Annotated in this window: 26 protein-coding genes; 10 read left to right on the top strand and 16 right to left on the bottom strand. The window is 75.4% G+C overall.

Annotated features, from left to right (window positions below; translation table 11 throughout):
• Nucleotides 1–35 precede the first annotated feature (35 nt).
• The 6 genes from ACFU9A_RS03135 to ACFU9A_RS03110 are packed head-to-tail and all read right to left on the bottom strand — an operon-like array spanning nt 36 to nt 4653.
• Nucleotides 36–773, bottom strand: coding sequence for an urease accessory protein UreD (locus tag ACFU9A_RS03135; RefSeq protein WP_430573802.1), 738 nt, complete (start codon nt 771–773; stop codon nt 36–38).
• Nucleotides 770–1480 carry an urease accessory protein UreG gene (ureG, locus tag ACFU9A_RS03130; RefSeq protein ID WP_430573801.1) on the bottom strand — a complete coding sequence of 237 codons (711 nt, stop codon included), beginning with the start codon at nt 1478–1480 and terminating at the stop codon, nt 770–772. Before ureG ends, ACFU9A_RS03135 begins: the two co-directional genes overlap by 4 nt.
• Nucleotides 1473–2168 carry an urease accessory protein UreF gene (locus ACFU9A_RS03125; protein ID WP_430573800.1) on the bottom strand — a complete coding sequence of 232 codons (696 nt, stop codon included), beginning with the start codon at nt 2166–2168 and terminating at the stop codon, nt 1473–1475. Before ACFU9A_RS03125 ends, ureG begins: the two co-directional genes overlap by 8 nt.
• Nucleotides 2169–3878 (bottom strand): urease subunit alpha, encoded by a 1710-nt coding sequence (locus ACFU9A_RS03120; protein WP_430573799.1) that lies wholly within the window; start codon nt 3876–3878, stop codon nt 2169–2171.
• Nucleotides 3875–4354 (bottom strand): urease subunit beta, encoded by a 480-nt coding sequence (locus ACFU9A_RS03115; RefSeq protein ID WP_430573798.1) that lies wholly within the window; start codon nt 4352–4354, stop codon nt 3875–3877. Before ACFU9A_RS03115 ends, ACFU9A_RS03120 begins: the two co-directional genes overlap by 4 nt.
• On the bottom strand, nt 4351–4653 hold the full coding sequence (locus ACFU9A_RS03110; RefSeq protein WP_430573797.1) for an urease subunit gamma: 303 nt from the start codon (nt 4651–4653) through the stop codon (nt 4351–4353). The genes ACFU9A_RS03115 and ACFU9A_RS03110 overlap by 4 nt, the downstream gene beginning before the upstream one ends.
• Before the next feature lie 100 nt (nt 4654–4753).
• Between ACFU9A_RS03110 and ACFU9A_RS03105 the strand changes: the two genes are divergently transcribed.
• Complete coding sequence (locus ACFU9A_RS03105) at nt 4754–5176, top strand: hypothetical protein (RefSeq protein WP_430573796.1); 423 nt, start codon at nt 4754–4756, stop codon at nt 5174–5176.
• Here the strand turns inward: ACFU9A_RS03105 and ACFU9A_RS03100 are convergent.
• From ACFU9A_RS03100 to ACFU9A_RS03075, 6 genes are all read right to left on the bottom strand, one after another.
• On the bottom strand, nt 5173–5538 hold the full coding sequence (locus ACFU9A_RS03100; RefSeq protein ID WP_430573795.1) for a nuclear transport factor 2 family protein: 366 nt from the start codon (nt 5536–5538) through the stop codon (nt 5173–5175). The two genes, ACFU9A_RS03105 and ACFU9A_RS03100, sit on opposite strands and share 4 nt — an antisense overlap.
• Nucleotides 5539–5587: 49 nt before the next feature.
• Nucleotides 5588–6889, bottom strand: coding sequence for an FAD-binding protein (locus tag ACFU9A_RS03095; RefSeq protein WP_430573794.1), 1302 nt, complete (start codon nt 6887–6889; stop codon nt 5588–5590).
• Nucleotides 6890–6949: 60 nt separating this feature from the next.
• A complete protein-coding gene (locus ACFU9A_RS03090) occupies nt 6950–7993 on the bottom strand; it encodes a winged helix DNA-binding domain-containing protein (RefSeq protein WP_430575330.1) in 1044 nt (347 codons plus the stop codon).
• Nucleotides 7994–8097: 104 nt separating this feature from the next.
• Entirely contained in the window at nt 8098–8466 is a 369-nt protein-coding gene (locus ACFU9A_RS03085) for an STAS domain-containing protein (protein ID WP_430573793.1), read from the bottom strand.
• A gap of 162 nt (nt 8467–8628) precedes the next feature.
• Nucleotides 8629–9144 (bottom strand): aminoacyl-tRNA deacylase, encoded by a 516-nt coding sequence (locus ACFU9A_RS03080; protein WP_430573792.1) that lies wholly within the window; start codon nt 9142–9144, stop codon nt 8629–8631.
• A complete protein-coding gene (locus ACFU9A_RS03075) occupies nt 9141–11408 on the bottom strand; it encodes a PASTA domain-containing protein (protein WP_430573791.1) in 2268 nt (755 codons plus the stop codon). The genes ACFU9A_RS03080 and ACFU9A_RS03075 overlap by 4 nt, the downstream gene beginning before the upstream one ends.
• A gap of 235 nt (nt 11409–11643) precedes the next feature.
• On the opposite strand from ACFU9A_RS03075, the gene ACFU9A_RS03070 reads away from it, so the two are divergent.
• Nucleotides 11644–12420 (top strand): LamB/YcsF family protein, encoded by a 777-nt coding sequence (locus ACFU9A_RS03070; protein ID WP_430573790.1) that lies wholly within the window; start codon nt 11644–11646, stop codon nt 12418–12420.
• 2 nt (nt 12421–12422) lie between these two features.
• Nucleotides 12423–14045 carry a carboxyltransferase domain-containing protein gene (locus ACFU9A_RS03065; protein ID WP_430573789.1) on the top strand — a complete coding sequence of 541 codons (1623 nt, stop codon included), beginning with the start codon at nt 12423–12425 and terminating at the stop codon, nt 14043–14045.
• A gap of 62 nt (nt 14046–14107) precedes the next feature.
• Here ACFU9A_RS03065 and ACFU9A_RS03060 read toward each other — a convergent pair whose 3' ends face one another.
• Nucleotides 14108–14590 carry a carboxymuconolactone decarboxylase family protein gene (locus ACFU9A_RS03060; protein WP_430573788.1) on the bottom strand — a complete coding sequence of 161 codons (483 nt, stop codon included), beginning with the start codon at nt 14588–14590 and terminating at the stop codon, nt 14108–14110.
• Nucleotides 14591–14766: 176 nt separating this feature from the next.
• On the opposite strand from ACFU9A_RS03060, the gene ACFU9A_RS03055 reads away from it, so the two are divergent.
• Nucleotides 14767–15681 (top strand): RNA polymerase sigma-70 factor, encoded by a 915-nt coding sequence (locus tag ACFU9A_RS03055; protein WP_430573787.1) that lies wholly within the window; start codon nt 14767–14769, stop codon nt 15679–15681.
• A gap of 145 nt (nt 15682–15826) precedes the next feature.
• Entirely contained in the window at nt 15827–16366 is a 540-nt protein-coding gene (locus ACFU9A_RS03050) for a DUF4822 domain-containing protein (protein ID WP_430573786.1), read from the top strand.
• Nucleotides 16367–16436: 70 nt separating this feature from the next.
• Here ACFU9A_RS03050 and ACFU9A_RS03045 read toward each other — a convergent pair whose 3' ends face one another.
• Nucleotides 16437–17162, bottom strand: a complete 726-nt coding sequence (locus tag ACFU9A_RS03045) for a TetR/AcrR family transcriptional regulator (protein ID WP_430573785.1) — start codon at nt 17160–17162, stop codon at nt 16437–16439.
• A gap of 116 nt (nt 17163–17278) precedes the next feature.
• Between ACFU9A_RS03045 and ACFU9A_RS03040 the strand changes: the two genes are divergently transcribed.
• Entirely contained in the window at nt 17279–18460 is a 1182-nt protein-coding gene (locus tag ACFU9A_RS03040) for an FAD-dependent monooxygenase (RefSeq protein ID WP_430573784.1), read from the top strand.
• Nucleotides 18461–18469: 9 nt separating this feature from the next.
• Here ACFU9A_RS03040 and ACFU9A_RS03035 read toward each other — a convergent pair whose 3' ends face one another.
• On the bottom strand, nt 18470–19213 hold the full coding sequence (locus ACFU9A_RS03035; protein WP_430573783.1) for a class I SAM-dependent methyltransferase: 744 nt from the start codon (nt 19211–19213) through the stop codon (nt 18470–18472).
• Nucleotides 19214–19260: 47 nt separating this feature from the next.
• Nucleotides 19261–20007, bottom strand: a complete 747-nt coding sequence (locus ACFU9A_RS03030) for a DUF4118 domain-containing protein (protein ID WP_430573782.1) — start codon at nt 20005–20007, stop codon at nt 19261–19263.
• A gap of 296 nt (nt 20008–20303) precedes the next feature.
• Here ACFU9A_RS03030 and ACFU9A_RS03025 point away from each other — a divergent pair, with 296 nt between their 5' ends.
• From ACFU9A_RS03025 to kdpC, 4 genes are read left to right on the top strand one after another with little or no spacing between them, the layout of a single operon-like run.
• Complete coding sequence (locus ACFU9A_RS03025) at nt 20304–20393, top strand: potassium-transporting ATPase subunit F (protein WP_430573781.1); 90 nt, start codon at nt 20304–20306, stop codon at nt 20391–20393.
• Entirely contained in the window at nt 20393–22066 is a 1674-nt protein-coding gene (kdpA, locus tag ACFU9A_RS03020) for a potassium-transporting ATPase subunit KdpA (protein ID WP_430573780.1), read from the top strand. Before ACFU9A_RS03025 ends, kdpA begins: the two co-directional genes overlap by 1 nt.
• A gap of 3 nt (nt 22067–22069) precedes the next feature.
• Nucleotides 22070–24223 (top strand): potassium-transporting ATPase subunit KdpB, encoded by a 2154-nt coding sequence (kdpB, locus tag ACFU9A_RS03015; RefSeq protein WP_430573779.1) that lies wholly within the window; start codon nt 22070–22072, stop codon nt 24221–24223.
• Between the two features lie 57 nt (nt 24224–24280).
• Nucleotides 24281–24895, top strand: coding sequence for a potassium-transporting ATPase subunit KdpC (gene kdpC / locus ACFU9A_RS03010; RefSeq protein WP_430573778.1), 615 nt, complete (start codon nt 24281–24283; stop codon nt 24893–24895).

The raw sequence follows: 24895 nt of genomic DNA, 5'->3' as shown, positions 1-24895 counted from the left end.
GGGCGGACCCGCGGGCCCGCCGGATCCCGTGGACCCTAGGCCGTGACGAGCGGCCGCCACCGCGCCCACGTGGCGTCGGCGACGGCGTCCGCCTCGTGCGCGTGCCGGGCGAGCACGCGGCCGAGCGCGCCGCGGCCGGCGAGGAGGGTCTCGCCCTCGCCGTCGGCGGCGTCGGGCCGCACGCCGAGCAGCAGCACGGACGCCACGACGCGGTGCGCGCCGACGACGCCGGGCGAGGAGGCGAGCCACCGGTCGCGCAGGTCGAGGTCCTCCACGAGCAGCGGTCGGCCGTCGAGCCGGGCCCGGAACCGGGACCGCAGGGGGCCGCCGCCGGGCTCGTCCGCCCGGCCGAGCACCAGCGTCTCGCTGATGATCGCCCGGGCGCCGGCGGCGAGCTCGACGGCGGTGCCGCGCTCGACGTCGGCGCCCGCGGTCACGACGAACGGCGCGCCCTTCCACACGAGCGCCCCGCCCTCGGCGACCGTGGCGTGCACGGCCCAGGACGCGCCGTCGCCGCCGCGCACGTCGTACGCGACGACGCCGGACGGCTCGATGAGCTCGAGCACGACACCCGCGCCCACGCGCAGCTCGACCCGCACGTCGTCCCCCGCGAGGAGCAGGGCGAACGTGCCGACCAGCGCCACGCGGGCGAGCGGGCCGTCGACCAGCACCGGCCGCGGGCGCAGGTGCACGCTGCCGACGAGCTCGACGAGGCGCGCCCGCCCGCCGACGAGCTCGACGGTGACCCGCGCGGCACCGGTCGACGTGCTCACGCGTGCGCGTGCGTGGTGCCGTCCGCGTGCGTGTGCGGCGCCATCGGGCCCGGGTCCTGCGCCACGTGGTCGCCCGCGCGGAAGCTGCGCAGCACCTCGCGCGCCCAGTCGCCCAGGCGGGTCACGGTGTCCTGGTCCCGCTGGCTGAGGGCCAGCACGGGGCGGCCGTCGCGGGCCGCGGTCGCGTCGGCGACCATCTGCTCGGCGTCGACGCCGACGTACGGGGCGAGGTCGGTCTTGTTGACGACCAGCAGGTCGGCGCGCTCGATGCCGGGGCCGCCCTTGCGGGCCACGTCGCCGCCGCCGGCGACGTCGAGCACGAAGATCTGCGCGTCCACCAGCGCGGGGCTGAAGGTGGCGGTGAGGTTGTCGCCGCCGCTCTCGACGACGACGAGGTCCAGCGGCGCGAACCGCTCCTCGAGGTCCTCGACGGCCAGCAGGTTCGGCGTGACGTCGTCGCGGATGGCGGTGTGCGGGCAGGCGCCCGTCTCGACCGCGTGGATGCGCTCGACGGGCAGCACGCCGGCGGAGCGCAGGTAGCGCGCGTCCTCGTCCGTGTAGATGTCGTTGGTGACGACGGCCATGCTCAGCTCGTCCGCGAGCTCGCGGCACAGCGTGGCGAGGATCGTGGACTTGCCGACGCCGACGGGGCCGGCGACGCCGAGGCGCAGGGCGCGAGGCCGGGTGTGGCTGTGGTTCTCAGGCAACGAAGATTCTCCTGGTTCGGTGGTGGTGGGCCAGCGACCAGCCCTCCGCCTGGGGGGCGGTGGTCGCCGGGAGGTCGTCGGGGTGCGGGACGGCGACGGCGGCGCGCACGAGGGCGGCGACGTCGGCCTCCGCGGCGAGCACCCAGGCCGCCGCGTCCGCCGGGTCGCCCGGGGAGAGCTTGAGCGCCGCGGACGCCACGGCCTGCGCGTCGTCGTAGAGACTCGCCCGCGCGGTCGCCTCCTCGTCGACGCCGAGGGCGGCGGCCACGCACCCGAGCGCGACCGGCCGCAGCGGCGCCCGGCCCAGCACGCGCAGCGCGAGCGTCGCCGGGTGGTCGGGCCGCAGCCGGTCGGCGAGGCGCGCCAGTCCGCGGCCCAGCACGCCCTGCACGTCGCGCAGGGGCGCGCTCGGGGTCCGGGCCGCGAGCGCCTCCTGCACGTCGCCGAGCCCGAACCCGGCGGGTCCCGACGCGGCGCGGTGCGCGAGCACCGAGGCGGCGGCGTCCACGAGCCCGACCGTGCGCAGCCGGGCGCGCAGGTACCGGGGCACGTCGGCCTGCGTCATACCGTCCGCGAGGCCGGGCTCGAGGCCCGCCGAGTACACGAGGCCGCCCACCGGGAGCCGGCCGTCGGCGAGCAGGAGCGCGCCGAGGCCGGCCGCCCCGGCGGGGGCGGCGGCGCTCGTCATCTAGAACATCGAGTACCGCTGGGCCAGCGGCACCACGTCCACGGGCTGGGCCCGCACGGGCTCCCCGTCGATGCTGATCGCGAACGTCTCCGGGTCGACGTCGATGCGCGGCAGCGCCGTGTTGTTCGGCATGTCGTCCTTGGTGACGTGCCGGGTGGGCCGGATCGCCTCCAGCCGGCGCCGCAGCCCCAGCCGCTCCTCGAGGCCGTCGTCGAGCGCCGCCTGGGCGACGAACGTCACCGCGAGGCCGGGCGCCGACGACGCCTGCGCCGCGAGGGCCGGTCGCATGAACACCGGCTGGGGCGCGGGCACGGCGCCGTTCGGGTCCCCGAGCGGGGCCGCGACGACCGCGCCGCCCTTGATGACGGCGGCGGGGCGGATGCCGAAGAACGCCGGGTCCCACAGCACCAGGTCGGCCAGCTTGCCGGCCTCGACGGAGCCGACCTCGTGGTCGATGCCGTGCGCGACGGCCGGGCAGATCGTGTACTTCGCGACGTACCGGCGGGCACGCTCGTTGTCCGCCGGCAGGCTGGAGCCGAGCGGGCCGAACCGGTTCTTCATCACGTGCGCCACCTGCCAGGTACGGCAGATCAGCTCGCCGATGCGGCCCATCGCCTGCGCGTCGGTCGACGTGATCGACAGGGCGCCCATGTCCTGCAGGATGTCCTCGGCCGCCATCGTCGACGCGCGGATCCGGGACTCGGCGAAGGCCAGGTCCTCGGGCACGCGCGGGTTGAGGTGGTGCACCACCAGCAGCATGTCGAGGTGCTCGTCCACCGTGTTCACGGTGAACGGGAGCGTCGGGTTGGTCGACGCCGGCAGGATGTTGCGCTCCCCCGCCGTGACGATGATGTCGGGGGCGTGCCCGCCGCCCGCGCCCTCGGCGTGGAAGACGTGGATGCCGCGCCCGCCGATCGCCTCGAGCGTGTGCTGCACGTACCCGGTCTCGTTGAGGCTGTCGGCGTGCAGCGCCACCTGGAGCCCGAACTCGTCGGCCGCGCGCAGCGCCGCGTCGATCGCCGCCGGGGTGGCGCCCCAGTCCTCGTGCACCTTGTAGCCGCCGGCGCCCGCGAGCGCCTCCTCCGCCAGCGCGTCCTGCGACACGGTGCTGCCCTTGCCGAACAGCAGCACGTTGAGGGGGAGGTCGTCGAGGGCCCGGTGCATCATCGCGAGCGAGCGGGCGCCCGGCGTCACCGTGGTGGCCTTGGACCCCTCGGTGGGGCCGGTGCCGCCGCCCACCACCGTCGTCGTGCCGGTGACGAGCGCCTCGCGCATCTCGATCTCGCTGAGGAAGTGCACGTGGGTGTCCACGGCGCCGGCGGTGAGGATCTTGCCCTCCCCCGCGACGACGTCCGTGCCGGGGCCGATCCGCAGGTCCGGGTGCACGCCGTCCATGACGTCGGGGTTGCCCGCCTTGCCGATCGCCGCGATGCGGCCGTCCCGCACGCCCACGTCGGCGCGCACGATGCCCCAGTGGTCGAGGATCACGACGTTGGTGATCACCAGGTCCGGCGCGCCCTCGGAGCGCAGGGTGACGCCCTGGCCCATGGACTCGCGGATGGTCTTGCCGCCGCCGAACGTCGCCTCGTCGCCGCCCGCGGTGAGGTCCTGCTCGACCTCGATCCACAGGTCCGTGTCCGCGAGGCGCACCTGGTCGCCCGTCGTCGGGCCGTAGAGCTGCGCGTACGCGCGCCGGTCGATCTGGGTCACCGGTCACCCTCCTTCGCACGGGTCTCGGCCTCGACGTCGGACGGGTCGCCGTCGTGGGCGTCGACCTCGCCGACGCGCATCGGCGTGGCCGACGCGTTCTGCGGCTCGGGCACGTCCACGCCGGGCGTGCCGAACGGCACCACGGGGCGCGGCTCGCGCTCCACCGACTCCGGCTCGCGCGACAGGTCGCGGATCTGCAGGCCGGGCACGAAGCGGCGGCCGCCGAGCGCGACGAGCTGCACGGTGCGGCTCACGCCCGGCTCGAGGCGGACCGACGTGCCGGCCGGGACGTCGAGGCGGAACCCGCGGGTGGCCTCGCGGTCGAAGCGCAGCGCCGGGTTCGCGTCGGGCAGGTGCAGGTGGGAGCCGATCTGGATGGGCCGGTCGCCGCCGTTGAGGATCACGACGGTCTGGCGCTCGCGGCCGGCGTTCAGCTCGAGCGGCTCGGGGCGGGTGCGGATCTCGCCGGGGATCACTGGATCGGCTCCGTGATCGTGACGAGCTTGCGGCCGTCGGGGAAGGTGGCCTCGACCTGGAGGTTGGGGATCATCTCGGGCACCCCGTCCATCACCTCGTCGCGGCCGAGCACGCTGCGGCCGTCGTTCATCAGGTCGGCGACCCGTGCGCCCTCCCGCGCGCGCTCGATCACCCAGCAGGACAACAACGACACGGCCTCCGGATGGTTGAGGAGGACCCCTCGCTCTCGGCGGTCACGGGCCACCATGCCCGCGACGCTCAGCAGGAGCTTTTCCGTGTCGGACGGCAACAGCTGCATCAATCACCTCTCTGGAGTTCTCTCCTCTCTTACACGTTCGGTATACCCCCCGGCAAACCCCCGAGGTGCCGTGTGGCCAGCGTCTCCATATGCTCCGAAGATGATCAGGTTCCTGCTCCGCACGGCCGTCTTTCTGCTGGCGGCGACGGTGGGTGTCCTCGTCGCCGCGTGGATCTTCGCGGCCTTCGACCTGAAGACGTTCTCCATCAACTGGTCGGAGCCGCTCGGCTTCATCCTCGCCATCGTGATCTTCGCCGTGGCGCAGGCGATCATCTCCCCGTTCCTCACGAAGGCGGCGCGCAACAACGCCCCCGCGCTCGTCGGCGGCGTCGGGCTGCTCTCGACGTTCGTCGCGCTCATCGTGGCGGTGGTCTTCACCGACGGGCTCGACGTCGGCGGCGTCGCCGGCTGGATCGTCGGCCCGGTCATCGTGTGGCTGGCGGGCATGCTCGCGGCCTTCGTCCTGCCGCTCTTCCTCCTCAAGGAGGGCGTGGAGAAGGTGCGCGAGAACAACGAGGACTAGGCGGCGTCGGCGGCTGGTGCGAGCGTGGCGGCCAGCACCCGCCACCCCTCGCCCGCCCGCACCCAGAGGCGCGTGTAGACCAGCCGCGCGGACACCGCGGTGCCGCCCTGGACCGCGTCCACGGCGGCGACCAGCCGGGTGACCCCGCTCGCGGCGTCCTCCTGGACGTCGAGCGACTCCTCCGCCAGGCGGGTGATCGTCAGGAAGCCTGAGCGGTAGCTCTCGAGGTCGTCCTCCCGGGAGAACACCGACCCGTCCGGGCCCGCGCCGACGCACCGGGGATGCAGCAGCGCCTCCAGCGCGTCGACGTCGCCGGCACGCTGGGCGGCCTGGAGCGCGCGCTCCGCAGCAAGAAGGCTCATCGCGCGAGTCTAGGCACCGGGACCTGCGCCCGGGCGGGCGCCGGGCCGGTCAGGCCGCGAGCAGGCGGCCCACGAGGCCGCCGTGCAGCCGACCCTCGGGGTCGAAGCGGTGCGCGAGCGCGCGGAAGTCGTCGAAGCGGGGGAACTGCGCCACGACGTCCCGCGGGTCGAGGGCACTGACCTTGCCCCAGTGCGGCCGGGCCCCGAGCGGCACGAGGGCGGCCTCGACGTCGGGCAGGACGGCGCGCACCTCGTCCTCGCGCGGGAGCCACGTGAAGTGCAGCCCCACGGAGGGCTCGTCGAACGGGCTGAGCCACAGGTCGTCGGCCGCCACGGTGCGGATCTCGCTGGTCTGCAGCAGCGGCGCGATCCGCGGCCCGAGAGCCCGCACGGCCTCGATCGCGGCGGTCGCGTTGCGGCGCGGCAGCAGGTACTCGGACTGCACCTCGTCGCCCGCCGACGGCGTGAACTCCAGCCGGAAGTGGCTCAGCCTCTCGTTCCACGGGCCCGCCACCCCGAGCTGCTGGGTGCACGCGGCGGGGTCCACGCCCGGCAGCGGGTGCACCGGCCGGTCCTCCCAGCGCAGGAAGCCCGGCGCCAGGCCGCGCACCACCGGGCGGCCGGCGGCGTCCTCCGGGGCGTCCGCACGGACCACGGACTTGAACCACACGTGCCGCACGGCCGGCTCGTCCCAGCTCGTGAAGGCGCTCACCGAGTAGGCGGCGGAGGTGAGGGCGTCGAGGCTCGCGAGGAACGTGTCCCACGGGACGTCGGCCGCGACGTCCTGCCGCACGACGTACGCCGGGACCGTGCGCAGCTCCACCCGCGTCACGACGCCCAGCGCCCCCAGCGACACCACCGTGCCGGGGAAGACGTCCGGGTCGTCGGCGCGCGTGATGCGCCGCAGCTCGCCGCCCGGCGTCATGATCTCGAGGCCCTCGACGGCGCTCGCCAGCGACTGGTTCGTGTCGCCCGACCCGTGGGTGGCGGTGGCCACCGCGCCCGCCACGGAGATGTGCGGCAGGGAGGCCAGGTTGCCCAGCGCGCGGCCGGTCGCCTGCAGCGCCCGCGACACCTCGCCGTAGCGCAGGCCCGCGTTCACGGACACCACCTCGCCCTCCGCGCCGCCGTCGTCGGGCGTCACCGGCTCCACGGCCGGGCGGCCGTCGTCCAGCGCGTCGACCTGGACGTGGACACCGTCGGTGTCCGCGACGTCGTTGAACGAGTGCCGCGACCCGAGCGCGCGCACCGGCCCGCCGGCGAGAAGGACGTCGGCGAGCTCCTCCAGCGACGTGGGGCGCGCGACGGAGCGCGCGGAGTAGGTGAGGTTCCCGGCCCAGTTGCTATGCACGGGTCCACCCTGCCACCCGCGGCGCTGACCTGCGGCTCGGTCCAGGGACCGGCCCGGTGCTCAGTCCAGGTAGGCGGCCAGGTCGGCGACGGCGACGTCCAGCGCCGCGACCTCGCGCGGTGCCGCGTCGCGGAGCCACTGCACGTCCACGTCCGCGCCCCTGTTCCCACCCCGGGCGGACGGCGCGGGCCAGCGCCACCGCGCGGCGACGACGCCGTCCACGGCCACGCAGTGCACGTACGCGCCCGCGCGGTCCGGGAGCTGCAGCGCCGGGTCGAACACCACGGGCCGGGTCTCGCGGTAGGAGATGAGCAGCTCGTCGTAGGCCTGCAGCAGGTCGACCGGCGGCGGTCCGTCCGCGGCGGCGGCGGGCCCGGCCTCGGCCGCGGCGGGCGTGGCGGCCAGGGTCAGCCCCTCGAGGTCGCCGCCGCCGGGCAGCTGCACCACCTCGCCCGCGTCGGTGAGCGCGGCGAGGGCGGGCTTGAGGTCTCCGGCCGTGAGGCCGCTCCAGTGCCGCACGTCGCCGAGGGTCGCGAACGCACGCCCCGGCAGGTACCGGCGCCACAGCTCGACGACGGCGGCCTCGGCGTCGAACCGCTCGCCCAGCGGCCCGTAGCCGGCGGGGACGCGGTCGTCGAACGCCGCGTACGACTGGTGCTGCAGCGGCGTCCCCTCCGGCGGCGGGCCGCTGATCACGAGCCGCCGCAGCTCCGCGTGCATGAGCATCTGCGTGAACGCGATGCCGGGCGCCCCCGGGTCCAGCACCCCGCGGTCCACGAGCTCCGCCCTGATCTGCGGGCGGGTGCGCGGGCCGTCGGCGACGGCCGCCGCGACGGCGTCGATCCCGGGGCCGAGGTCGCCGAGCTTCCACGCCCGCTCCGTCGACGCCATGAGCCGCGCGATGCGCGGGGCCGTGAGCTCCAGCAGCCAGCGCGCGTCGTCGGGCCGCACCAGGTGCCACGTGGGCCGCAGGAGGTGGGTGCGCAGCAGGTCGCCCGCCGCGAGCGCCGCGTTGGTCGCCGCGCGCCCCGGGCGGGCGTCCGGCGAGACCCGCCGCGACACGCCCCATAGGGCCGGCTGCAGCTCCTGGCCCTGCACGGCCAGGAGCGCGCCGACGACGGCGGGCGCGTCGGGCAGGTGCTGCCCGCGCAGGCCCGTGGCGGTGAGCCGCGCGGCCCGGACGACGCCGGAGTCGGGCGCCGGCCCGCTCAGGCGGGCCGCCCGGCGGGCTCGGCCTCGGCCAGGGGGATGCGGCCGCCCATGCCGACCATGTCGAGCACCTCGGCGACGGCTTCCGACGGCTGGTACAGGCTCACGGGCGTGCCCGTCTCCTGGCCCAGCATGTACACCTGCAGGATGAAGGCCACCCCGGAGGAGTCGATGAACGTGACGTCCCGGGTGTCCAGGACGATGGGCTGCGTGGTGCCCCGGGCCGCCAGCGACGCCATCGCGTCGCTCGCCGACTCGCGCAGCGCGGCGTCGACCTCGCCCCACAGGGTGAGGACGGTCGCGGCGTCGGTGGTCCGGGACGTGATCCCCGAACTCGGTCCGGGGTCGCTGCTGGTGTCGATGTCCATGTGGTCGTGATGCTCCCGTGCGTGGGGCCGTACCGGCTGTGGACGCCGTCCGCGTCCCCTTCGTCCAGCGAACGGCCCGCGTCGAGTGTTCCCCGGTCGGGCGGATTCGTCCAGCGTCCGTTCAATTCGGCGGGTCCGCCCCGCGTGAGCGGGGCCCGCCGGTCAAGCGTCGTCCAGGTCCGTCACGTCCGCGACCCGGGCGTCGAGGGCGCGCACCAGCTCCGCGCCGTCCACCGTGGCCGACACCCCGTGCCCGCCGCCCCCGACGGACACGCGGCCCGCCCCGGGGACGCGCGAGTCCGCGACGACGGGCCACGCGGTGAGCGAGCCGAACGGCGTGATCGTGCCGCGCTCGTACCCGGTGACCTCGCGCGCCACCTCGCGGTCCGGCATGGACAGCCGGGACACGCCGAGCAGCGCGCGCAGCCGGGGCCACGCGATCGTGCGGTCGCCGGGCACGAGGACGAACAGGAAGTCGTCGTCGCCCCGCCGCACCACGAGGGTCTTGAGCACCTGCGACGGGGCCATGCCCCGCGCGGCCGCCGCCTCCGCGAGCGACCCCACCGGGCCGTGGCGCACGATCTCGAACTCGATCCCCGACGCCTCCAGCGCCTCCCGCGTGCGCCGCTCGCCGGACGACTCCCGCGGGGCGTCGGGCGGCGTCGCGGGAGCGGTCACTCCTCGTCCCGGATCGCCGCGAGGGCCTGGGCGAGCGCGCCGCCCTGCTGGTCCTCCGGGAGCTCGCAGCCGAGGAGGTCCGCCAGCGCGGTGTCGTCGTCCGTGGTCTCCGTGGCGAGGGCGGCCTCGCCCGCGGCGACCAGGTCGGCGCCGCACTCCGGCGTCTTCTCGGGCCCGCTCGACACCACGAGCGCGACGGCCGAGCCCTTCGCCACCTTCGTGCCCGCGCCCTCGGTCGAGAGCACCTGGCCCTCGGGGGCTTCGGGGTCCGCCTTCGTCGTGGACGTCACGGTGAACCCGAGCCCCTCGAGCTCGGCCGTCGCGTCCTCGAGCGTCTTCCCGGTGACGTCCGGCACCGCGACCTTCTCCGGGCCGCTCGACACCACGAGGGCGACGGTCGAGCCCTTCGTCACCTTGGTGCCCGCGCCCGTGGTCCGCAGGACCTGGCCGGCGGGCGCGTCGCTCGCCTTCGTCGTCGTGCCGACCTTCAGGCCGAGCCCCTGGAGCCTCGCCTTCGCGGCGTCGACGTCCAGGCCGGTGACGTCCGGCACGGTGACCTTCGCCGGCGCGGTCGCGCCGTCGCCCTTGTCCGGCGTGCCGCCGCCCGGCTTCTTGATCGGCGCCTCCGCGGAGTCCGTCGGCGTCGACCCGGGCTTCGACGACGAGCCGCCGTCCTTCGAGCCGCCGTCCTTCGAGCCGCCGCCCTTCGTCCCGTCGGCCTTCGTCCCGTCGGCCTTCGTCCCGTCGGCCTTCTTCCCGTCGGACGTGCCGCCCTTCGACGTCGTGCCCCGGTCGTCGCCCTTGCCGGAGGTGCTGCCCGGCCCGTGCTGGGCGGCCTTGTCCTGCGCGGCGCCGGTCGCGCCGACGTCGTCGGCCTTCCAGGCCCGGTTCGGGATCGGCCCGGCGGCGAAGAACTCGAAGTGCCACGGTTCCGGCTTGGAGCCGTCCAGCCGCGCCCACGACGGGTTGTCCCAGCCGTAGTCCGGCCCGTGCACCCGCATCCACACGTACTGCGCGGTGGTGCCGGAGGAGATCGGGGTCGACAGGTCGACGGCGAGGCCCCAGCCGTGGTTCGACCAGCCCGGGGTGGCCGCGAGGTACCCCTTGGTCGCCTTGAGGCGCACCTGCGAGTCGTAGGTGCGGTACGAGTCGGTCATCGGGATGGGCACCCCGAACTCCTTCTCGTACTCGGCGCTGAGCGCCGTGAGCTGCTCGGCCGCGTCGCAGCGCAGCATGTGCCCGGGGGCGAAGTCGAGGGGGCACAGCGCCGACGTCGGGATGCGCCCGTTGGCGTAGCCCGCCGTGCTCTTGCCGTACCGATCCACGATCTCGCGCAGGCTGGCCGTCAGCGTGGCCCGCGCGGCGTCCGTCCCGGCCGCGCCGGCCGCGCCCGCCGGCAGGATGCCGGCCGTGAGGGTCGTCATCGACGGGTCGAGGAGCGTCGCCAGCCGCGTCGCCGCGACGACCACGTCGTCGAACGTCACCGCCTCCGCGTCGTGCTGCGGCTCCGTCGACGGCACGTCCTCCGCGCCGTCCGCCGGTGCCGTGCCGTCCGCGGGCGGGGCGGCGGCGTCGGACCCGTCGTCGGGTGCGGTGCCCTGCACGGGGGCACCCGGGCCGGGCAGGACGCCGGCCTTCGCCGGGGCGCCCCCGGCCTCGGACGCGGGGTCGGACGCGGACGCCGGGTCGGACGCCGGGTCGGTGTCGGCCTTCTCCCGGGTGGGTGCGCCCGAGACCTGGTTCGCGACGGTCATCGTGTCCGCGGCGTCGGGCACCGAGGCCGGCAGGTCGGCGGGCGGGCCGCTCACGAGGGGCGCCGGGGTCTCGGCGCCGGGCGAGGCGAAGGGCGTGGCGGCGGACGCGTCGGCCGGCTGCTGCGCCAGATAGGTGCTGAGGAGCATGCCGAGCTCGGCGGCAGCCTGCTCGACCTCCGGGGACACGCTCCGGCCGGCGTCCTTCGACGCGAGCTCCGCGCGCTCGAGGACGCCGAGGACCTCCTCGACCGTCGCCGGGCCGTCGGCCGACGACGCGCCGACCACGCCCACCGAGACGCCCTCGCCCGCCGCGTCGACGGTCGGCACGTCCTGGTCGGCGGCGACGGGGTTCCACGGCAGCCCGGCCACGGGCGCCGCGAGGAACGCGGCGGCGAGCACGCAGGTCGTCGTGGACGTGGCAAGCAGGCGACCGACCCGGAGGCGCCGACGGACCGGCGTCCCCACCGTGTCCGCGCGCGCCCCCTCGTCGGTGTCCCTCGGAGACCTCACGACGACGAACCTCCCCCATCGGCACTGCTCAGGCGCTCGGATCCTGTCACACCTCGGTGTCGTCGTGTGACACGGGCGACAGGACCGTCCCTCAACTGTGCGTCAGCCGTCCCGCTCCTGCCACCCCTGCGACAAGAGTTCGTACGACGCTCACCCGCACATCATCGGGGGAGCACCCCGGCGACGTCGTGATACCCCGCGGCCGGCCGGCCGGCCGCGCGGCAGACTGGACGGCATGACCACCGTCGACCTCAACAGCGACCTCGGCGAGGGCTTCGGGCGCTGGACGCTGGGCGACGACGAAGCGATGCTCGACGTCGTCTCGTCGGCCAACGTGGCGTGCGGGTTCCACGCCGGCGACCCGGCGACCATCCGCCGTACCGTGCGCCTCGCGGCCGCCCGCGGCGTGGCCGTCGGCGCGCACGTCGGGTACCGCGACCTGGCCGGCTTCGGGCGGCGCGACATCGACGTCCCGTCCGCCGAGCTCCAGGCCGACGTCGTCTACCAGATCGGCGCGCTGCAGGCGCTGGCCGCCGCCGAGGGCGTGCGCGTCACCTACGTGAAGCCGCACGGCGCCCTGTACACCACCGCCGCGGTGGACGAGCGGGTCGCGGCCGACGTCGCCGCCGCGGTGGCCGCCGTCGACCCGTCGCTCGTGCTCCTCGGCCTGCCCGGCACGGCCGCCCTCGCCGCCGGGGAGGCGGCGGGCCTGCCCACCGCCGCCGAGGCGTTCGCGGACCGCGCCTACTCCCCCGCCGGCACCCTCGTGCCCCGCTCCGCGCCGGGCGCCGTCCTGCACGACCCGGAGGTCGTGGCGCGCCGCATGCTGCGGCTCGTCACCGAGGGAGTGATCGAGGCCGTGGACGGCACCGACGTCGCGGTGCGCGCCGACTCCGTGTGCGTGCACGGGGACACCCCCGGCGCCGTCACGATGGCGCGGCGCGTGCGCGAGGCGTTCGACGCCGCGGGGGTCGCGCTCGCCCCGTTCGCCCCGACGCGCGCCGGTCGCTGACCGTGCGCGTCCTGCCCGCCCGCGACGACGCGCTGCTCGTCGAGGTGGACGACCTGCGCCAGGCGCTCGCCCTGCACGCCGCGCTGCGCGATGACCCCGTGCCCGGCGTCGCGCAGACGGTGCCGGGCGCGCGGACCCTGCTGGTCCCGTTCGACCCGTGGCGGCTGCCCGCGGCACGCCTCGCGGAGGTGCTGCGCGAGCGGGCCTCCGCCGCCCGGCAGGTGACCGGGGACGGGGACGGCGGGCGGCTCGTCGAGATCCCCGTCGTGTACGACGGCGAGGACCTGGCGGAGGTCGCGCAGCTCCTCGGGTGGAGCGAGGCCGAGGTGGTGCGGCGCCACACGGCGGCGTCGTGGGTGGTGGGGTTCGTCGGCTTCGCGCCCGGGTTCGCGTACCTGACGGGCGACGACGCGGGGCTCGTCGTGCCGCGGCGGGAGACGCCCCGCACCCGCGTGCCCCAGGGTTCCGTGGCCCTCGCCGGCCCGTACTCCGGGGTGTACCCGCGCGCCAGCCCGGGCGGCTGGCAGCTCGTCGGGCGCACCGACGCCGTCACGTGGGACCCCGACCGCGACCCGCCCACCCCCTGGTCCCCCGGCGACCGCGTGCGCTTCACGGCCGTGCGGGAGGGCGTCCGGACCGGCGCCCCGGCTCCCGGCGGCGGCTCCGGGGCAGGTCGGCGGCTCGGGCCGCCGACGGGGAGCGGGGCCGCCGCGCCGGACGCCGCGCAGGGAGGGCTGGAGGTCCTCGCACCGGGACCGCAGGCGCTGGTGCAGGACCTCGGGCGTCCCGGCCTCGCCCACCTCGGCGTCTCCGCGTCGGGAGCCGCCGACCCGCGCAGCCTGCGCGCCGCGAACCGCGCGGCCGGCAACCCGGTCGGGGCGGCCGCCGTCGAGGCCGTCGGCGGCGGGCTGCGGCTGCGCGCCCGCGGGGAGGCCGTCGTCGCCCTCGCCGGCGCGGACCCCCGCGCCGTCCTCCGCCGCGACGACGGCGCCACGCACCTCGTCCCGCGCGCGCGGGCGTTCCGGCTGCGGGACGGCGACGAGCTCGAGCTGGCCGCCCCCGAGCGCGGCCATCGCACCTACCTCGCCCTGCACGGCGGCGTCGGCGTGCCGCCCGTCCTCGGCTCGCGGTCGACGGACGTCCTCGCCCACCTCGGCCCCGCGCTCCTCGCCCCGGGCGTCCTGCTGCGGCGCGGGCGCGCGGGCGGGGCGGTGGCGGCCGACGACGTCGGGGCGCCCGACCCGGCGACGCTGCCCGCGCCGGGCGGGCTCACGACGCTCCCCGTCGTGCTCGGCCCGCACGACGACTGGTTCACCGCGGACGCCGTCGGCGCGCTCACCGGACAGGTGTGGACGGTGACGGAGCGGTCCGACCGGGTCGGCCTGAGGCTGGCCGGCGACCCGCTGGCCCGGGCGGACGGCGCCCGGGGCCGGGAGCTGCCCAGCGAGGGCTGCGTGACCGGGGCGCTGCAGGTGCCGCCCGACGGGCTGCCGGTGCTGTTCGGCGTGGACCACCCGCTCACCGGCGGCTACCCGGTGGTCGCCGCGGTCGCGTCCACGCACACGTGGCTGCTGGGCCAGCTGCCGCCGGGGGCCCGGCTGCGGTTCGTGCCGACGGCACGGTGACCTCGCGCGGCCCGGCCCGACCGGGACCACCCCGGCCGGGCCGTGCTGCTGCTGGTCGGGCGTCAGCGCGTCAGCGCGTCGAACATCCCCGGCTGGTACGACCCGCCGGGCTTGCGCACGATCACGTTGAGGCGGTTCGACGCGTTGATCATCGCGACCAGCGAGACCAGCGCGGCGACCTGCTCGTCGTCGAAGTGCTCGCGCACCCGCGCCCACGTCTCGTCGGACACGCCGGGGTGCGCGTCGGCGACCCGCGTCCCCTCCTCCGCGAGCGCCAGGGCGGCCCGCTCGGCGTCGGTGAACACCGTCGCCTCGCGCCACGCGGCCACCAGGTGGAGCCGCACGGCCGACGCGCCCGCGGCCGCGGCGTCCTTCGTGTGGAAGTCGACGCAGAACCCGCAGCCGTTGATCTGGCTGACCCGCAGCTGGACGAGGTCCTGGAGGTCGCGGGGCAGGGTGGAGCCCTGGATCGCCAGGGCGACGTTGGCCACTCTCCGGGCGATCCGTGCGCCGAGCTCGTCGGCCATCATGTCGAAGCGTTCCATCACATCGTCCTCACTGGTCGGGACCGACCGCCCGGACGTCCCGGGCGGCGTGCTACGACCACAGGACGCCGCCCGCGCCGCGGCTGTGACAGGCGCCCGCGGACCGCCGGATGTCACACGCGGGCCCCCGGCGGCGTCATCTGTCCGACGGCACCACGAGCAGCGGGGAGCGGACGATGACGCAGCAGCAGACGACGGACGGACGGACGCCGGGCACGACGCCGGCCGCCGACGCGGCCACCACCTCCTTCGTCGCCCACCGGAACCTGCTGTTCACGGTGGCCTACGAGGTGCTCGGCTCCGCCTCGGACGCCGAGGACGTGCTGCAGGACACCTGGTTGCGCTGGGCGGACGTCGACGTGGCCACCGTGCTCGACCACCGCGCCTACCTGGTCCGGATGACCACGCGGCGGGCCCTCACCCGCCTGCGCACCGTGCGGCGGCGACGCGAGTCGTACGCCGGCCCCTGGCTGCCCGAGCCGCTCGTCACCGCGCCGGACGTCGCCGACGACGTGGTGCTCGCGGACGGCGTGTCGATGGCGGTGCTGCTGGTGCTGGAGACCCTCGCGCCCACGGAGCGCGCCGTGTTCGTGCTGCGGGAGGTGTTCGCGCTCGAGTACGGGGAGATCGCCGAGGCGGTGGAGAAGAGCCCGGCCGCGGTGCGGCAGATCGCGCACCGGGCGCGCTCGCACGTCGCGGCCCGCAGGCCGCGGGGCACGGTGTCCGCGGCGGAGTCGCGCGAGGCGTTCGCCGCGTTCCGGCGCGCCGTCACGACCGGGGACCTGCAGGGCCTGCTCGACGTCATCGCGCCCGACGTCGTGCTGCTCACCGACGGCGGCGGCGTCGTGCAGGCAGCGCTGGAGCCGGTGGTCGGCGCCCGTGCCGTCGCCGCCGTGCTCGCCCGGATCGACGCGGGCGACGTGGAGACCACCGAGGTGAACGGCCAGCCGGCCCTGGTGCTGCGGCGCGACGGCGCGGTCGACACGGTCCTCGCGGTGCGGGTCGCCGGCGGGCGCGTGGCCGGCCTGTACGCCGTCCGGAACCCCGACAAGCTCGGGCACGCCGGGCGTACCGCGGACATCCGCCGCTAGGCCCGCATCATCCGTTCGGCTGAGATCCGCCGAGACCCCCAGGCGATGTCCCGGGGCGACGGCCGACCGGACGATGGACGGGACGCACCGACGCTGCGGGAACGCAGCCCCCCGGGCGCCCCGGCCACGAGAGAAGGACTTGCACATGAAGCTCACGACGACGAAGAAGCCCGTCACGATCGCCGTCTCGGCGCTCGTCGCGCTGGGGGCGCTCACCGCCTGCAGCACGGGCGGGGCCGACGCCGCGGCGGGCTCGAGCTCCGTCGCGGCGGAGGAGGCCCCCGCGGCGGACGAGGCGCAGACGCCGTCGGACGTCCTCGCGTCGACCGCGTGGGAGACCACCGGCGCGACGGACGCCGACGGGGAGGACGTCGCCCTCGACGACGAGGACGTCAGCGCCTTCGTGGGCTGGGCGTACTTCGACGAGGACGGCACGTTCGCGATGTACGACCTGGACGACACCCCGAAGATGCAGGGCGACTGGACGGTCGACGAGGACGGCACGACCCGCCACATCGTCGCGAAGGACGACGCCGGCGAGGTGCAGTTCGAGCGCGACTCCGACATCGTCACGCTGACCGGCGAGGAGTTCACCTACCGGGTGTTCCCGGACCCGGAGGACACCGCGGTGTACGTCGACATCGTCCACACCCCGACCGACCACGAGGAGCCGGCCGCGTCCTGACCGCACCCGAGCCCCCCGCCGCGGCGCCCGCCCCCTCCGAGGGCCGGCGCCGCGTCGTCGTCCGGGCCCGTCAGCGCCGCTCGTCGACCAGCGCGGCGACGCCCGCGACGACGCGCTCGACGCCGAACCGCAGGGCGTCGTCGCGGCCGGCGGGGTCGGTCGCGGCGAACGCCGCCACGGTGAGCGGGTAGCCGTCGGCGCGCTCGGCGAGGACGGGCGCGAGCCCGGCGGCGAGGTCGGCCTCCGGCGTCGCGCCGCGCGGCTGCTGGCGCACGAGGGACATCGCGTGGCCGGCGAGGAGCGCGAGCGTGTCGAGCTTCTCCGCGCCGGTGAGGGGCAGGTCGCCGAAGGCCGCGAGGCCGACCTCGAACCAGGCCAGCTCCACCGGGCCGGGCAGGTGCGGGCGCTGCGCGAGCTCCACGGACCACGGACGGTCGAGGGCCCGCGCGTGCACGCTGCCGGCCCAGCCCGTCAGCGCGGCGCGCCAGTCCCGCCCCGCCGCGGGAGGCGGGTCGCCGAGGGCCGCGTCGAGCATGAGGGCGTCCAGCTCGACCCGCCCGGGCACGTACCGGTAGAGCGCCATCTTGGTGGTGCCGAGCCGCTCGGCGACGCTCTGCATGGACACGGCGTCGAGCCCGCCGGCGTCGGCGATCTCGGTCGCGGCCGCGACGACGCCGTCGATCGTGAAGCGCGGCTTGGGCCCGCGGCGCGGTGGCGCCTCGCGCCGCCACAGCAGGTCGAGGACGCCGTCGGTGCCCGGCGCGCCCGTCACGGCGTCCCGCTTCTCCGCGCGCATCTCGCTCCCCCGCCTCCGGCCGGTGCCGGGATCCGTCCGAAAGGTATTGCGTCCATCGTACGCGGATGCTTACTGTGTCCATCAGACACAGTTCTATGGGCACCCGGGAGCAGACCATGACCACCTCGAAGATCCTGATCTCCGGCGCGAGCATCGCCGGGCCCGCGCTCGCCCGCTGGCTCGGCCGCAACGGCTTCGACGTCACCGTCGTCGAGAGGGCGCCCGCCCTCCGGCCCGGCGGCCAGGCCGTCGACTTCAAGGGCCGCACCCACCGCGACGTCCTCACGCGCATGGGCGTGCTCGACGACGTCGTCGCCCACCAGACCCCGAAGACGGACTGGCGCCTGGTCGACGAGCACGACCGGGTCCGCGCGGTGGTCCCCGGCGAGTTCATCGGCGGCGACGTCGAGATCCTGCGCGGCCACCTCGCCGCGATCCTGCACGAGCACGGCGCCCGCGACGCCGAGTACGTGTTCGGCGACGAGATCGTGGGCGCCACCGAGACGACCGACGGCGTCCAGGTCTCCTTCGCGCGGCGGCCGAGCGAGCGCTTCGGCCTCGTGGTCGGCGCCGACGGCGTCCACTCCACCGTGCGGCGGCTCGCGTTCGGCCCGGAGGAGCAGCTCGTGGAGCACCTCGGGTACTGCTACGCCGTGGCCGACGCCGCCGCGCCGCTCGACGGGCTGGAGACCCGCCTCCCCGACGGCCGGGGCGTGGCGTACGGGTTCACCGAGCCCGGCCGGCTCGCGCTGCTCGGCGGCCAGAAGGCGCCGAGCCTGTTCGTCTTCCGCGCTCCCCGTCCGGACTACGACCGGCACGACGTCGCGTCGCAGCGAGCCTTCCTCGAGGCGGCGTTCGCGGGCGCCGGCTGGCGCGTGCCCGCCGCGCTCGACGCCGCCCGCCGGGCCGACGACCTCTACCTGGACGCGCTGGCGCGCACGCGGATGACGTCGTTCACCCGCGGGCGGTTCGCCCTGGTCGGCGACGCGGGGTACGCGAACACCCTCGGCGGGTTCGGGACCGGCCTGTCCCTCGTCGGCGCCTACGTCCTCGCGGGTGAGCTGGTCGCGGCGGCCGGCGACCACGAGGCCGCCCTCGCGGCGTACGACCGGCGGATGCGCAGGCCCACCAGGGTCGCGCGGACCGGCAACGCCGGGCCGTTCCTCGCGCCGCCGACGGCCGCCCGCATCCGGCTGCGGGACTGGAGCTTCGCGAACCGGTGGTCGTACGCCGCGATGCGGTGGATGACCGACACGTTCGCCACCGACGACAGCATCCCGGCCTACGACCTGCGGTGACGGCCGCCCTCAGGCCCGGCGGGCCAGCAGGCTGAACGCGTTCGGGACCCGGCCGTCCCAGGCGGCGGCGCGGAAGCCGTCCGGGAGCCAGAACGGGTCGGGGTGCTCCTCGAGGTGCTCCACCTCGAACCCCGCCCGCAGGCACGCCATGACCGTCTCGGCGAGCGTGCGCTGGTGCTCCACCGCCCCGTGGCCGGGGAACGTGTCGTTGACGTGCGACCGCTCGAAGTACCCGCGGTCCGGGCGCACCCGGATCTCGTCGGCGTCCCACGCCCACAGCGGCACCATCGGGTGCGCCTCGTAGACGTAGAACCACCCGCCCGGCCGCAGCAGCCGGCGCACCTCGGCGAGGAACGCGGCGAGGTCCGCGACCCAGATGAGCGCCCCCTTGCCCGTGTAGACGAGGTCGGCGCACGCGTCGTCGAGGCCGCTGTCGGGGAGCGTCGCGCGCGTGTACCGGCAGGGCACCCCGAGCTCGTCGGCCCGGCGCTGCGCGCTCGCCACCGGCGCCGCGCTGTAGTCCAGGCCGTGCACGGACCGCGCGCCGAGGCGCGCCAGGGCGACGTCGTCCAGGCCGTGGCCGCTCATCGGGTGCACGACGTCCGCGCCCGGGACGATGGTGCGCAGCGCCCGGACCTCGGCGGGCAGCAGCCGGGCGGTGCGGGCCTGCTCGACGTGCTCGTCGTACTCGTCCGTGTACTTGCGCGAGGCGATGGCCCATGCGGCGCGCGTCTCGTCGTCGGCGACGTCCATGCGGGCACCCTGGCACGACCGCGCGCCCCGGCGCACCAGGATTCCCGTCAGGCGGCCGGCCGGGGGCCGGTGAGGGCCGCGGCGACCTGCCCGGCGAGGGTCACGGCCACCAGGCGACGGTCCAGGTCCGGCCGGCTCACCCCGGTCGAGGCCGTGAGCAGGAACCGGCCGTGCACCACGCCGCCGTACTCGACCAGGAGCTCGGTCCGGTCGTCGACCGGGAGCCCGTCGCGCTCCACGTCGACCGGGTGCCCGTGCCGGGTGACGCTGCCGTCGCGGTGCAGGCGCGGCAGGTTCGAGCCCGTGCCGCGGTCGAACCGGCACTCGTCGATCCCCAGCACGTCGACGATCTGCCGTTCCACGGCGCCGACGAGACCGTCCGTGGACGCCCCGTCCGCGACCGTGCGAGCGGCGGTGACGATGCCGTCGAGGTACCCCGCGCGCTCGCTCGCCGTCGCCTGCTGACGCCGTCCCCACAGGGCGATCTCGGTGACGACGATCCCCACCACGAGGAGGAGCACGGCCGTCTCGACGTCCGCCGGGTCGTCGATGGTCAGCCGCTGGTAGGGCTCCGTGAGGAAGAAGTCGAACCAGACGCCGCACGAGAGCGCGGCGACCACGCCGGCCAGCCGGCGACCGGTCGCGGCGATCGCGACGACGACGAGCACCAGCCCCAGCGCCGCGTTCGTGTTGGCGACGCTCTCGCGGAACACGGCGAGCACCGCGCACGCCACCAGCGGCACCACCAGCGCCGCCCACATCACCAGGACCGAGCCCCGCGTCGTCGTCCTCACACCTCCATGAACCGCCCGCGCCCGGGCGGGTGTCAACGGCCGCGGGGGGCACGCCCGTATGGCTTCCGTCAGGGTGCGCCCCGGGCCCGTATGGGTCCCGTAAGGACGGGCTCCGGGGCCTCACGGCGGGTGTTGCATCGACGTCGGCACCTGAGAAGGGGTGCCCGGCCCGACCCTCCCCGGGGCGGCCGTCGAACTCGAAGTGGGGACGTGCTGGTGCTTGACGTCGTCTACGTGCTGGGCGTGATCGCCCTGTTCGCGCTGGTCGCCGGTGTCGCGAAGGCGGTGGAGAAGCTGTGATCGTCATCGAGCTCCTCGCCGCCGCGCTCGGCGTGGCCGCGCTGGCCTACCTCGTGGTGGCCCTCGTGAAGCCGGAGCGGTTCTGATGGGCTGGGTCTGGGCGGTCCTCGCGCTCGGGACCGTCGCGCTCGTCCTCGCCGCCGTGCACCGGTCGTTCGGCGACTACATGGCGACGGTCTACACGACGCCCCGCGACTGGCGCGTCGAGCGGGGCCTCTACCGCGTCCTGGGTGTCGACCCGCGGTCCGGGCAGACGTGGCAGGCCTACCTGCGCGGCGTGCTGACCTTCTCGGTCGTCGGACTCCTGCTCCTCTACGCCCTGCAGCGCACGCAGCAGTGGCTGCCGTACTCCCTGGGGCTGCCCGCGCCGTCGCCGGACCTGTCGTTCAACACGGCCGCGTCGTTCGTGGGGAACACGAACTGGCAGTCGTACTCGCCGGAGACGACCCTCGGGTACACCGTCCAGCTCGCCGGGCTCGTGGTGCAGAACTTCGTCTCCGCGGCCGTCGGCATGGCCGTGGCCGTCGCGCTGGTCCGCGGGTTCGCCTTCCGCCGGACCGGCACGATCGGGAACTTCTGGGTGGACCTGGTCCGCGGCTGCCTGCGCGTGCTGCTGCCGATCTCCGTGGTGGGCGCCGTGGTGCTCCTCCTCGGCGGCGTCGTGCAGAACTTCGCCGGCTTCACCGACGTGACGACCGTGGCCGGCGCCACGCAGAGCGTCCCGGGCGGCCCCGTGGCCTCGCAGGAGGTGATCAAGCTCCTCGGGACCAACGGCGGCGGGTTCTTCAACGCGAACTCGGCCCACCCGTTCGAGAACCCGACCGCGTGGACGAACGTCCTCGAGGTCCTCCTGATGCTCGTCATCCCGTTCTCGCTGCCCCGCACGTTCGGCCGGATGGTCGGCGACCTCCGTCAGGGGTACGCGATCCTCGCGGCGATGGGCGTGATCTTCGTGGCCTCGTTCGCGGCCCTCACCGCGCTCGAGTCGGTCGGCCAGGGCACCGCCCCGCAGCTCGCCGGCGGGGCGATGGAGGGCAAGGAGGCGCGGTTCGGGATCATCGGGTCCACGCTGTTCGCGACCACCAGCACGACGACGTCGACCGGCGCCGTCAACTCGATGCACGACTCGTACACCGCGCTGGGCGGCATGGTGCCGATGCTCAACATGATGCTCGGCGAGGTGGCGCCGGGCGGCGTCGGGTCCGGGCTCTACGGCATGCTCGTGCTGGCGGTCATCGCGGTCTTCGTCGCCGGCCTGCTCGTGGGCCGCACGCCCGAGTACCTGGGCAAGAAGATCGGCCCGCGCGAGATCAAGCTCGCGAGCCTCTACATCCTGGTGACGCCCACGCTGGTGCTCGCCGGGACGGCGCTGAGCTTCGCGGTCCCCGCGGTCCGCGAGAGCGTCACCTCGACGTCGATCTGGAACCCGGGCGTGCACGGCATGTCCGAGGTCCTCTACGCCTTCACGTCGGCCGCCAACAACAACGGCTCCGCGTTCGCCGGCCTGACGGCGAACACCCCCTGGATGAACACCGCGCTCGGCGTCGCGATCCTGCTCGGGCGGTTCGTCCCCATCGTGCTCGTCCTCGCGCTGGCCGGGTCGCTGGCCCGCCAGGACAAGGTCCCCGCCACCTCCGGGACCCTGCCGACGCACCGCCCGCAGTTCGTCGGGCTCCTCGTGGGGGTCGTCCTCATCCTCACCGCGCTCACCTACTTCCCCGTTCTCGCGCTGGGTCCCCTGGCGGAAGGGCTCCTGTAACTCATGACCACCGTGATCGACACCCCGTCCCACTCCTTCGCCACGTCGGCCCGGACGCCAGGAGGGATCTTCACCTGGTCCCAGGTGCGGTCCGCCCTGCCGGGCGCGTTCCGCAAGCTCGACCCCCGCCAGATGTGGCACAACCCCGTGATGTTCATCGTGTGGGTCGGGGCCGCGCTGACCACCGTGCTGGCGGTCGCCGAGCCGTTCCTCGGCGGCCCGGCGGAGTCCGGCGGCACCGTCGTGCCGGGCTCCTTCACCACCGTGATCGCGCTGTTCCTCTGGCTCACGGTCGTCTTCGCCAACCTCGCCGAGTCGGTGGCGGAGGGCCGCGGCAAGGCCCAGGCGGACACCCTGCGCCGGACCCGCACGGCCACCGTCGCGCACCGCGTCGCGGGCTACGACGACGCGGCCGACCCGGGGGCCCTCGACGCACGCACGGACGAGGTCTCGTCCGCCGACCTGCGCCTCGGCGACGTGGTCGTGGTCGAGGCCGGCGACCCCGTGCCCGGCGACGGCGAGATCGTCTGGGGGATCGCCTCGGTCGACGAGTCCGCCATCACCGGCGAGTCGGCCCCCGTGATCCGCGAGTCCGGCGGCGACCGGTCCGCCGTGACCGGCGGCACGCGGGTGCTGTCCGACCGGATCGTCGTGCGGATCACCTCGAAGCCGGGCGAGACGTTCGTGGACCGGATGATCGCCCTCGTCGAGGGCGCGAGCCGGCAGAAGACACCCAACGAGATCGCGCTCAGCATCCTGCTGGCCGCGCTGTCGATCGTGTTCGTCGTCGTGGCGCTCACCCTCAACCCCATCGCGTCCTACGCGGCGAGCCCGGTGAGCGTGGCGGTGCTGGTCGCCCTCCTCGTGTGCCTGATCCCCACGACGATCGGCGCGCTGCTGTCGGCCATCGGCATCGCCGGGATGGACCGGCTGGTGCAGCGCAACGTGCTGGCGATGTCCGGCCGCGCCGTCGAGGCCGCCGGCGACGTCACGACCCTGCTCCTCGACAAGACGGGCACCATCACCTACGGCAACCGGCAGGCCACGGAGTTCGTGCCGGTCGCCGGGGTCGACGTCCGCGAGCTGGTGCGCGCCGCCGCCGTCTCCTCCCTCGCCGACCCCACGCCGGAGGGTGCGTCGATCGTCGCCCTCGCCCGCGTGGCGGGGGTCGAGGTGGGCGCCGGCGCGCCCGGCGAGATCGTGCCGTTCACGGCCCAGACCCGGATGTCAGGCCTGGACGCTCCCGACGGGACGCAGATCCGCAAGGGGGCCGGCTCCGCCGTCATGGCCTGGCTCCAGGAGGGCGGGGCACGACCGGCCGCCGCCGTCGTCGCGGAGGTCGAGGGGGCCGTCGAGCGGATCGCGCAGTCGGGTGGGACCCCGCTCGTCGTGGCCCGCAGGACCCCCGACGGGGAGGGCCGCGTGCTCGGCCTCGTACACCTCAAGGACGTCGTCAAGGAGGGCATCGCCGAGCGCTTCGACGAGCTGCGGGCCATGGGCATCCGCACCGTGATGATCACGGGCGACAACCCGCTGACGGCGAAGGCGATCGCGGCCGAGGCGGGCGTCGACGACTACCTCGCCGAGGCGACCCCCGAGGACAAGCTCGTGCTCATCCGGCGCGAGCAGGAGGGCGGCAACCTCGTCGCGATGACCGGCGACGGCACCAACGACGCCCCCGCGCTCGCGCAGGCGGACGTGGGCGTCGCGATGAACTCGGGCACGTCGGCGGCGAAGGAGGCCGGCAACATGGTCGACCTCGACTCCGACCCCACCAAGCTCATCGACGTGGTGCGCATCGGCAAGCAGCTCCTCATCACCCGCGGCGCGCTGACGACGTTCTCGATCGCGAACGACGTCGCCAAGTACTTCGCGATCATCCCGGCGATGTTCATGGGCGTGTTCCCCGGCCTCGGCGCCCTCAACATCATGGGCCTGAGCTCGCCGTCGTCGGCCGTCGTCTCGGCGATCGTCTTCAACGCGATCATCATCGTCGTGCTCATCCCGCTCGCCCTGCGCGGCGTGCGGTACCGGCCGCTCCACGCCTCGAAGATCCTCGGGCGGAACCTCCTCGTCTACGGGCTCGGCGGCATCGTCGCGCCGTTCGTCGGGATCTGGCTCATCGACCTGGTCGTGCGCCTCGTCCCCGGGTACTGACCGGACCGACGCACGGAACGACTCGGAACGACACGGAACGTCAAGGAGACACCGCACATGAACGCCACGACACGCGCCACCGGCCGCACCTTCTGGGTCGCCGTCCGGGCGATGATCGCGCTCACCCTGGTCCTGGGCGTCGGCTACACGCTCGTGATCACCGGCATCGGCCGGCTCGTCCTGCCGGCGCAGGCCGACGGCTCCCTCGTGCGCGACGGCGCCGGCCAGGTCGTCGGGTCGTCGCTGATCGGCCAGGGCTTCACCGACGCCGACGGCGCCCCGCTGCCGCAGTACTTCCAGTCGCGGCCCTCGGCCGCCGGCGACGGGTGGGACGCGGGCGCGTCGTCCGGGTCGAACCTCGGGCCCGAGAACCCCGACCTCGTCGCCGCCATCGAGGAGCGCAGGGCGCAGGTGGCCGAGCTGGACGGCGTCGCGCCCGAGGACGTCCCGGCGGACGCCGTCACGGCGTCGGGCTCCGGCCTGGACCCGCACATCAGCCCCGAGTACGCGCAGATCCAGGTCGCGCGGGTCGCGGAAGCCCGCGGCCTCCCTGTGGACGAGGTCGAGGGCCTGGTCGCGAGGCACACTGAGGGTCGGACCCTGGGGTACCTCGGCGAGCCCGTCGTCAACGTGCTGGAGCTCAACGTCGCCCTGGACGAGCTCGGGAGGTGA

It is taken from the genome of Isoptericola sp. NPDC057653 (assembly GCF_042799955.1).
GTDB lineage: Bacteria > Actinomycetota > Actinomycetes > Actinomycetales > Cellulomonadaceae > Isoptericola.
Note: the sequence above shows the minus strand (reverse complement) of the source record. Positions and strands in the feature narration are given on the sequence as shown.

Excerpts from the sequence above, each read along its gene's own strand:
- ACFU9A_RS03125 (WP_430573800.1), bottom strand. The coding sequence starts at position 2,168 with ATGACGAGCGCCGCCGCCCCCGCCGGGGCGGCCGGCCTCGGCGCGCTC.
- ACFU9A_RS03110 (WP_430573797.1), bottom strand. The coding sequence starts at position 4,653 with ATGCAGCTGTTGCCGTCCGACACGGAAAAGCTCCTGCTGAGCGTCGCG.
- ACFU9A_RS03105 (WP_430573796.1), top strand. The coding sequence starts at position 4,754 with ATGATCAGGTTCCTGCTCCGCACGGCCGTCTTTCTGCTGGCGGCGACG.
- ACFU9A_RS03100 (WP_430573795.1), bottom strand. The coding sequence starts at position 5,538 with ATGAGCCTTCTTGCTGCGGAGCGCGCGCTCCAGGCCGCCCAGCGTGCC.
- ACFU9A_RS03085 (WP_430573793.1), bottom strand. The coding sequence starts at position 8,466 with ATGGACATCGACACCAGCAGCGACCCCGGACCGAGTTCGGGGATCACG.
- ACFU9A_RS03070 (WP_430573790.1), top strand. The coding sequence starts at position 11,644 with ATGACCACCGTCGACCTCAACAGCGACCTCGGCGAGGGCTTCGGGCGC.
- ACFU9A_RS03060 (WP_430573788.1), bottom strand. The coding sequence starts at position 14,590 with ATGGAACGCTTCGACATGATGGCCGACGAGCTCGGCGCACGGATCGCC.
- ACFU9A_RS03055 (WP_430573787.1), top strand. The coding sequence starts at position 14,767 with ATGACGCAGCAGCAGACGACGGACGGACGGACGCCGGGCACGACGCCG.
- ACFU9A_RS03050 (WP_430573786.1), top strand. The coding sequence starts at position 15,827 with ATGAAGCTCACGACGACGAAGAAGCCCGTCACGATCGCCGTCTCGGCG.
- ACFU9A_RS03045 (WP_430573785.1), bottom strand. The coding sequence starts at position 17,162 with ATGCGCGCGGAGAAGCGGGACGCCGTGACGGGCGCGCCGGGCACCGAC.
- ACFU9A_RS03040 (WP_430573784.1), top strand. The coding sequence starts at position 17,279 with ATGACCACCTCGAAGATCCTGATCTCCGGCGCGAGCATCGCCGGGCCC.
- ACFU9A_RS03035 (WP_430573783.1), bottom strand. The coding sequence starts at position 19,213 with ATGGACGTCGCCGACGACGAGACGCGCGCCGCATGGGCCATCGCCTCG.
- kdpA (WP_430573780.1), top strand. The coding sequence starts at position 20,393 with ATGGGCTGGGTCTGGGCGGTCCTCGCGCTCGGGACCGTCGCGCTCGTC.
- kdpB (WP_430573779.1), top strand. The coding sequence starts at position 22,070 with ATGACCACCGTGATCGACACCCCGTCCCACTCCTTCGCCACGTCGGCC.
- kdpC (WP_430573778.1), top strand. The coding sequence starts at position 24,281 with ATGAACGCCACGACACGCGCCACCGGCCGCACCTTCTGGGTCGCCGTC.